7 protein-coding genes are annotated in these 9,388 nt (G+C 31.8%); 4 read left to right on the plus strand and 3 right to left on the minus strand.

Going from position 1 to position 9,388, the window contains the following annotated elements; genetic code table 11:
* Nucleotides 1-21: 21 nt before the first annotated feature.
* Nucleotides 22-1,083, minus strand: coding sequence for a 3-phosphoserine/phosphohydroxythreonine transaminase (gene serC, locus QNK89_RS01320; RefSeq protein ID WP_340169178.1), 1,062 nt, complete (start codon nucleotides 1,081-1,083; stop codon nucleotides 22-24).
* Nucleotides 1,084-1,207: 124 nt separating this feature from the next.
* Nucleotides 1,208-2,266 (minus strand): acyl-CoA reductase, encoded by a 1,059-nt coding sequence (locus QNK89_RS01325; RefSeq protein WP_340169179.1) that lies wholly within the window; start codon nucleotides 2,264-2,266, stop codon nucleotides 1,208-1,210.
* A 76-nt stretch (nucleotides 2,267-2,342) separates the two neighbouring features.
* Here QNK89_RS01325 and QNK89_RS01330 point away from each other — a divergent pair, with 76 nt between their 5' ends.
* Complete coding sequence (locus tag QNK89_RS01330; RefSeq protein ID WP_340169180.1) at nucleotides 2,343-2,696, plus strand: 4Fe-4S dicluster domain-containing protein; 354 nt, start codon at nucleotides 2,343-2,345, stop codon at nucleotides 2,694-2,696.
* A gap of 81 nt (nucleotides 2,697-2,777) precedes the next feature.
* Here QNK89_RS01330 and QNK89_RS01335 read toward each other — a convergent pair whose 3' ends face one another.
* A complete protein-coding gene (locus QNK89_RS01335; RefSeq protein WP_340169181.1) occupies nucleotides 2,778-3,893 on the minus strand; it encodes a carboxypeptidase-like regulatory domain-containing protein in 1,116 nt (371 codons plus the stop codon).
* Nucleotides 3,894-4,061: 168 nt separating this feature from the next.
* On the opposite strand from QNK89_RS01335, the gene ychF reads away from it, so the two are divergent.
* The 3 genes from ychF to QNK89_RS01350 form a co-directional block, all read left to right on the plus strand.
* Entirely contained in the window at nucleotides 4,062-5,156 is a 1,095-nt protein-coding gene (gene ychF / locus QNK89_RS01340) for a redox-regulated ATPase YchF (protein WP_340169182.1), read from the plus strand.
* A 203-nt stretch (nucleotides 5,157-5,359) separates the two neighbouring features.
* Nucleotides 5,360-7,219 carry a DNA topoisomerase IV subunit B gene (locus QNK89_RS01345; RefSeq protein WP_340169183.1) on the plus strand — a complete coding sequence of 620 codons (1,860 nt, stop codon included), beginning with the start codon at nucleotides 5,360-5,362 and terminating at the stop codon, nucleotides 7,217-7,219.
* Nucleotides 7,220-9,388: DNA gyrase/topoisomerase IV subunit A (locus QNK89_RS01350; protein ID WP_340169184.1), on the plus strand; the 2,169-nt coding region annotated here is incomplete at its 3' end.

The following is a 9,388-nucleotide window of genomic DNA, read 5'->3' on the forward strand; positions in this document are numbered from 1 at the left end:
CGACTGCTTACTGAGAACTAATTAAGCTTTACTCTCCAATTCGCTCATAATCTCAACCAAGACTTTTACACTATCAAGCGTTAAAGCATTATACATAGACGCTCTATAACCACCAACACTTCTATGACCATAAATACCATTAATTCCTTCTGCAGCAACCATAGATTCGAACGTTTCTTTTAAATTTTCGTTTTCCAGAGTAAACGTTGCGTTCATTTTAGAACGGTCTTCTTTTGCTGCATAACCTTTAAAAAGTGGGTTTAAATCTATTTCAGAATACATTAAAATAGCCTTCTTTTCGTTTTCTTTTTCTATAGCTTTAATACCACCTAAATCTTTTAACCATTGCATGGTTAGCATAGATGTGTAAACAGCAAACACTGGAGGCGTATTAAACATACTTCCTTTGCTTAAGTGCACTTTATAATCCATCATCGACGGTATTTTGCGAGATACTTTTCCTAATATGTCTTCTTTTATAACAACAAGAGTTGTTCCAGCAGGACCCATATTTTTTTGAGCTCCAGCATAAATTAAATCAAATTGAGAAAAATCTAAAGTACGAGAGAAAATATCACTACTCATATCGCAAACCATAGGAATATCTACTTTTGGAAAACTTTTCATTTGTGTTCCAAAAATAGTATTGTTAGATGTACAATGAAAATAGTCATAATCTGAAGGAACATCGTATCCTTTTGGAATATAATTAAAGTTGGCATTTTTAGAAGATGCAACTTCATAAATATCGTCGTAAATCTTAGCTTCTTTAATCGCTTTATCACTCCAGGTACCTGTATTTAAGTAACCAGCTCGTTTTTCTAGTAAATTAAGTGCTACCATTAAAAACTGTGTACTTGCTCCACCTTGTAAAAACAATGCTTTGTAGCCTTTACCTTCTATACCTAAAAGCTCTAGAGCTAAAGCTCTAGCTTTCTCCATTACATCTACAAAAGGCTTACTTCTGTGAGATATTTCTATTAAAGATAAACCGTTATCGAAGTCTAATAAGGCTTCTGATGCTTTTAAGATTACTTTTTTTGGTAATACGCAAGGTCCTGCGCTAAAATTGTGTCTTTTCATGATGCTCTGAATTTAATTTCAGTATTTATTAGGTGTCATTTAAAAAAAAATGAGTTTAATTTACGAGAATACAAAGGTGCTAAATAAAGTGCGTTTTTTTGTTATGAAATTAATAATTTATCAACTATAATTTTAACAAAAAATCAATTGTATCTACATTATCTGCATAATCCCAAAGTTTTGGTTTTTGTGTGTTGCCAAAATCAATTTCATTAGCTGTAAAGCCTTTAGAGACTATACATTGTATGTTTTCTGCTTCATTTTTTAATATGCTTTCAAGTGCTTTAGGGTTTTCATAATACTCATAAAAAACTGTAGCAATAGGAGATGCAAAGCTTTTATCTTCTTTAATCATAAGAAAGCCATTTTCGAGCATATTAAATTCACTCATTATATATACAGCTTTATTATAATCGTAATTATTAGCATATTTAGATTCATTTATGATTGGATTCCACTTATACATAGCATTAAAAAAAGCATCGAAGTTGTAATCTTTAGGTAAAAATAACTTTGACACGTTTTTACAACCTAAACCGTAATATCTAAAGATGTCTTCTGAAAGGTTCTCTAGTTGTTCATGAGATTCGTTTCCAGACAATACAGCAACCGAATTTCTGTTTTTTCTAATAATTGATGGCTTATCTTTAAAATAATATTCAAAATAGCGTGCAGTATTAGAGCTTCCTGTTGCAATAACAGCATCAAAATTTTCCATTTTTTCTTGAGTAAAAGTAATTTTACCCTTAAATTCTGGCTCTACATGTTCTAAATATTTAGCTAAAAAAGGTAGTAAATGTTTATCGTTAGAGGATTGTTTCACTAAAACAGAATGCCCTGAAATTAAAACCGATATAAAATCATGAAAACCTACTAAAGGAATATTACCTGCCATAATAATAGCTACATTTTGTGAGGTAGTATTATTGAATTTGTATGAAGAAGTCCATTTTGTTAATTGACTTTCAGTTAAGGATAAACACCATCCATTTAATGCAAATACAATATTTGCTTGAGTAAACCATCCATTGTGCTCTTTTGCAAGTTTCATCTGGTGTTTAAAACCATCAAAAAATAAATCATTGTGAGGGATGTTATCTTGTTTGTTCAATTCTTCAGAAGTAAACAGACTAATAAAAGCTCCCAATTTAGCGAAAGCGTTAATTCTTTGTTGTAATTCCATTCTATACTTGCGTAATAAGTGTTTTGTCGTTATTTTTACAACTGCAAATTTACGCAAACTAAATAAAAGAATTACTATGGCAATTATTATAACAGACGAATGTATAAATTGTGGAGCATGTGAGCCAGAATGTCCAAATACCGCAATTTACGAAGGCGCAGACGATTGGAGATATAAAGATGGTACAAGTTTAGAAGGCAGTATTGTACTAACAGATGGTAAGGCTGTAGATGCAGACGAGGCACAAGAACCTATAAGCGATGAAATTTATTACATTGTTCCAGATAAGTGTACAGAATGTGTTGGTTTTCATGAAGAACCACAATGTGCTGCAGTTTGTCCAGTAGATTGTTGTGTTCCAGATGATGATCATGTAGAAACTGAAGACGTATTATTAGGAAAGCAGAAGTTTATGCATCCTAACGGATAATAACGCACAAATAATATTAAATGATATATAAAAAAGCCAAACGAGACTAGTTTGGCTTTTTTTATAAATTTATTTTTTACTTTACTCAATATCTGTCATTTCAAAAACTAAATATTCCATAACTCTATCTGTTGTTGTAAAATCGAATTCTTCATTTTCAGTATGAAATGATGAATAGAATATTGCACCTTGGCCTAACAAAAATGTAAATGCTAATCCTTTGTTTTCAGTAACAGTTGTATTGGTATCATCTTTATAATCAACTGTACCATTTAACCAAGAAATAGTTGTTGAAGCGTCGTAAGAATCTACCACTTGCCAACCAGGTAAAAACTCATTGATTTCTAGAGTATCATTAATAGATATACCAAAATTAAGTAATAACCAAGCGCTTAAATTCCCATCTAGAATAGTTGCTGTCGTTGTTAAAGATTGACCACTTCTTCTTGGTGTATAAAAAGATAAGTAATCTGAATCATTATTAGTGATTGTGTTTAAAAGACTAGAAGACCAGTCTGTAACATACAAAAAGCCACCATTATTAACATAGTCCATTAAATTTTGTTCGTACAAAAGATTATTAGAATGCGAGCTACAATTAATAAACAGAATGTCATATGAAGCTAAAAGCGAAGGATTAGACATTAAATCTGTATAAGAAAAACTTACATTTGGATTTAATATTGGGTTTCTATTTGCCATACCATTGTTCTTACCACGATAATGCTTATTAGTTGTGGTTCTGTTAGTTGTAATTCCATCAATAATATCGAATAAAGGTAATCCAGTAATAGGGTTTACTAATCCAATTCCATATAGTACACTTTCAATATTATCATAACTTCCGGTAATAACTCCAATATTTGGTAGTATTTCAATCTTATAATTTTCTAAGGTAGTTTCAACTTCAACAGTAATTTGTTTTTGGGTAGAAAACAAGCCTTTTGATAAAGAAATATCATATTCACCTTTTGGAATATTCAAAACAAAAACACCTTCAGGATCTGTAGTAGTTTCGTATTGTGTAATATTATTTTGAAAAGCAACAACTTTTGCATCCACAATTGGATCTTGATTGTTTGGTGCTAAAAGTTTTCCTTTAATATTAATATTTTCTGGAATTGGATTTGGCTTTTCGTCTTTAGAGCAAGAAAAAACAAATAATAGAAGTAATAAAGGTATAATAAATGATTTCATAATGATTAGTTTATGCTGATTCCCAAATATAACAATTTAAGTTGAGTATTTCCTAAATAAGTAAATTATTTTAAACGTATTCAATGAAGATTTAAAGAATTAACTACATTTGTAAACGCAAAATCTAAGAGGTTTCCAACTTTACGGAAACAATAAAAATATATTTCAATGAAAGCAGGAATTGTAGGCTTACCAAACGTAGGAAAATCAACATTATTTAATTGTTTGTCTAATGCGAAAGCACAAAGTGCAAATTTTCCGTTTTGTACAATAGAACCAAATATTGGTGTGGTAAACGTACCAGATCCTAGACTTCAAAAATTAGAAGCTTTAGTAAATCCTGAGCGTGTATTACCAGCAACAGTAGAGATTGTAGATATTGCAGGTTTAGTAAAAGGCGCAAGTAAAGGTGAAGGTTTAGGCAACCAATTCTTAGCAAATATTCGTGAGACAGATGCAATTTTACATGTTTTACGTTGTTTTGATAACGATAATATTGTTCACGTAGATAATAGTGTAGATCCTATTCGCGACAAAGAAACTATTGATATAGAATTACAGTTAAAAGATTTAGAGACCGTAGATAAAAAGCTTGATAAAGTAAAACGTGCTGCTAAAACTGGAAATAAAGAAGCACAAAAAGAAGAAGCTGTTTTGTTAAAACTTAAAGCAGGTTTAGAAGCAGGACTATCTGTTAGAGCTTTAGAGTTTACAGAAGAAGAATATAACGATTTTGTAAAACCATCTCAATTAATAACAGATAAGCCAGTAATGTATGTTTGTAACGTAGATGAAAGTGCAGCAGTTAATGGAAACGATTACGTAAATAGAGTAAAAGAAGCAGTAAAAGATGAAAATGCTGAAGTTTTAGTGCTTGCAGTAGGAACAGAGGCAGATATTACAGAATTAGACGATTACGAGGAACGCCAAATGTTTTTAGCAGATATCGGTTTAGACGAACCAGGTTCTGCAAAATTAATTCGTTCAGCATATAAATTATTAAACCAACAAACCTATTTTACAGCAGGAGTAAAAGAAGTTAGAGCTTGGACAATTAATATTGGTTCTACTGCACCACAAGCAGCAGGAGTTATCCACACCGATTTTGAAAAAGGCTTCATTAGAGCCGAAGTTATTGCGTACGAAGATTATGTGTCTTTTGGAAGCGAAGCTAAAGTAAAAGAAGCAGGGAAAATGCGAGTAGAAGGTAAAGCTTACACTTTAAAAGATGGTGATGTGATGCACTTTCTTTTTAATGTCTAAAAAGAGTAAAGTAAATTTATACAAAAGACTAAAACGAGATGGTAATTCATCTCGTTTTTTGTACATTTATTTTAATAAAAAAGATAGTTTCTTTGTCAATAATACTTATCAAACTACATTGTTAATTACTTTATCAATGCAGAGTTTCATTTTTTGTAACGTTGTATTATATTAGCGTTCTATCACAAATTTTAATCAATTCTATGTCTGATCAAACTAAATATACCGAAGATAATATACGCTCGCTCGATTGGAAAGAGCATATTCGTATGCGTCCAGGTATGTATATTGGTAAATTAGGCGATGGTTCATCACCAGACGATGGTATTTATATTTTACTAAAAGAAGTGCTCGATAACTCTATAGATGAGTATGTTATGGGAGCAGGAAAAACCATAGAAATTTCTGTTCAAGGTAGTAAAGTGATTGTTCGCGATTATGGACGTGGTATTCCACTTGGTAAAGTTGTAGATGTTGTTTCTAAAATGAATACAGGAGGAAAAAACGACTCTAAAGCCTTTAAAAAATCAGTAGGATTAAACGGTGTTGGTACCAAAGCAGTTAACGCCTTATCGTCTTATTTTAGAGTTGAATCCTCTCGAGATGGAAAAAGTGCATCAGCAGATTTTGAACAAGGTAATTTAATTAACCAAGAGTTATTAGAAGAATCGAGTAGAAGAAAAGGAACAAAAGTATCTTTTATTCCAGATGAAATCATCTTCAAAAAATACAAATACAGACCAGAATACATCGTTAAGATGCTTAAAAACTATGTATACCTAAATCCAGGTTTAATCATAGTTTTTAATGGCGAGAAATATTTTAGCGAAAATGGTTTAAAAGATTTACTAGCCGAAAAAATAGCAGAATCAGATTTGCTTTATCCTATTATTCATCTTCGTGGTGATGATATAGAAGTGGCATTAACACATAGTAAAACGCAATATAGCGAAGAGTATAATAGTTTTGTAAACGGGCAAAACACAACGCAAGGAGGAACGCACTTAACAGCGTTTAGAGAAGCCATTGTTAAAACCATTCGTGATTTCTTTGGTAAACAATACGATGCATCAGATATTAGAAAATCTATTGTGTCTGCCATTTCTATTAAAGTAATGGAGCCAGTTTTTGAGAGTCAAACAAAAACAAAATTAGGTTCTACAGATATGGGAGGAAACTTGCCAACTGTAAGAACGTATATTAACGACTTCCTAAAAACACAATTAGACAACTATTTGCATAAAAATTCTGATACTGCTGAGAAAATTCAACGTAAAATTATGCAAGCAGAACGCGAGCGTAAAGAATTGTCTGGTATTAGAAAATTAGCAAAAGACAGAGCTAAAAAATCTAATTTACACAATAAGAAGTTACGCGATTGTCGTGTACATTTTGGAGATATAAAACACGATAGAAATCTTGAGTCTACACTTTTTATTACAGAGGGAGACTCAGCATCTGGTAGTATTACTAAATCTCGAGATGTTAATACGCAAGCCGTTTTTAGTTTAAAAGGTAAACCGCTTAATTGTTATGGTTTAACAAAGAAAATTGTTTACGAAAACGAAGAGTTTAACTTGCTACAAGCTGCATTAAATATCGAAGAATCTCTTGAAGATTTGCGTTACAACAACGTAGTAATAGCTACCGATGCCGATGTTGATGGTATGCACATTCGTTTATTATTAATAACATTTTTTCTTCAGTTTTTTCCTGAAGTAATAAAAGAAGGGCATTTGTATATTTTACAAACACCTTTGTTTAGAGTACGAAATAAAAAGAAAACAATTTATTGTTATTCTGAAGAAGAACGACGTGATGCATTAGAAGAATTAAAACCTAAACCTGAAATAACTCGATTTAAAGGATTAGGTGAAATATCACCAGATGAGTTTGTTCATTTTATTGGTGACGATATTCGTTTAGATCCTGTAATGCTTGATGATAACATGTCTATAGATGAGTTATTATCATTTTATATGGGAAAAAACACACCAACCAGACAAGAGTTTATTATTAATAATTTGAAGGTTGAGGTTGATTTAATAGAAGAAGAAAAGTAGATGATAGAAGAAAACGACGACCTAACAAACGAAAACCAAGAACCACAAGAAACCATTACCAGAATTACTGGAATGTATAAAGAGTGGTTTTTAGATTACGCTTCGTATGTAATTTTAGAACGTGCAGTTCCAGCGATTGAAGATGGTTTTAAGCCTGTACAACGTCGTATCATGCATTCTATGAAGGATTTAGACGATGGACGTTACAACAAAGTAGCTAACATTGTTGGTCACACGATGCAGTATCATCCTCATGGAGATGCAAGTATTGCAGATGCGATGGTTCAAATTGGCCAGAAAGATTTACTAATAGAGACACAAGGAAACTGGGGAAATATACTAACAGGAGATCGCGCAGCAGCTTCACGTTATATAGAAGCGCGAATTTCTAAATTTGGTTTAGATGTTGTTTTTAATCCTAAAATTACAGAGTGGCAACAGAGTTACGATGGTAGAAGAAAAGAGCCTACCAATCTACCTGTTATGTTTCCGTTATTGTTAGCACAAGGTGGAGAAGGGATTGCTGTAGGTTTATCGACCAAAATATTACCACATAATTTTATAGAGTTAATTGATGCTTCAATAAAACATTTACAAGGTAAACGTTTTACTATTCTTCCAGATTTCCCAACAGCTGGAGTAGCAGATTTCTCTAATTATAACGATGGATTACGTGGAGGAAAAGTACGCGTTCGTGCCAAAATTTCACAAACATATAAGAATACTTTAGTAATTTCCGAAATTCCTTTTGGGACCACAACATCATCACTTATCGATTCCATATTAAAAGCAAACGATAAAGGTAAAATTAAGATTAAAAAAATTGAAGATAATACAGCAGCTAATGTTGAAATTCTTATTCAATTGCCTTCTGGTTTATCACCAGATAAAACAATTGATGCATTATTTGCTTTTACAAGTTGCGAAAGCTCAATTTCACCATTAGGTTGTGTAATTGAAGATAACAAGCCCTTATTTGTTGGTGTAACCGAAATGTTGCGTCGTAGTACAGATAATACCGTACAACTTCTTAAACAAGAGTTAGAAATAAAACTTGGTGAGTTCGAAGAACAATGGCATTTTGCAAGTTTAGAGCGTATTTTTATAGAAAATAGAATCTATCGCGATATTGAAGAAGAAGAAACTTGGGAAGGCGTAATTAGTGCTATAGATAAAGGACTTCAGCCAGATATAAAACATTTAAAACGAGCCATAACGGTTGAAGATATTACGCGTTTAACTGAAATTCGAATAAAACGTATTTCTAAATTCGATATTGATAAAGCGCAACAAAAAATTGATGCTTTAGAAGATAGTATTGCTGAAGTAAAACATGATTTAGCAAACCTAATAGATTATGCAATTACCTATTTTACAAGATTAAAAAAGGATTATGGAGAAGGTAGAGAGCGTAAAACTGAAATAAGAACTTTTGGAGATGTTGACGCTACTAAAGTTATTATTAGAAACACGAAGCTTTATGTTAATAGAGAAGAAGGTTTTATAGGAACCTCTTTGCGTAAAGATGATTATGTTTGCGATTGTAGTGATATTGACGATATAATTGCATTTACAGGAGATGGAAAAATGATGGTGACTAAAGTAGATTCTAAAACCTTTATTGGTAAAGATATTATTCATTTAGCCATCTTTAAAAAGAAAGATAAACGTACTATTTATAACATGATTTATCGTGATGGTAGTAAAGGCGCTTCATATATAAAGCGTTTTGCCGTTACCTCAATGACGCGTGATAAAGAATATGATTTAACAAATGGAACTAAAAGTTCTAAGCTGTGGTATTTCTCAGCAAATCCTAATGGTGAAGCAGAAGTAATTACAGTTTTCTTACGCCAAGTAGGTAGTGTTAAAAAGTTAAAATGGGATATTGATTTTGCTGATATTTTAATTAAAGGTCGTACTAGTAAAGGTAATGTAGCCACTAAATATCCTATCAAGAAAATAGAACTTAAAGAAAAAGGAGTTTCTACATTAAAACCACGTAAAATATGGTTTGACGATACAGTACAACGTTTAAATGTAGACAATAGAGGAGAGCTAGTTGGTGAGTTTAGAGGTGAAGATAAATTGTTAATTATCAATCAAAAAGGATTGGTTAAAACAGTTACACCAGAGGTTACACTTCATTTTGATGATGATATGATTGTC

This window comes from Lacinutrix sp. (assembly GCF_037625555.1).
In the GTDB taxonomy this organism is placed as follows: Bacteria; Bacteroidota; Bacteroidia; order Flavobacteriales; family Flavobacteriaceae; genus Lacinutrix.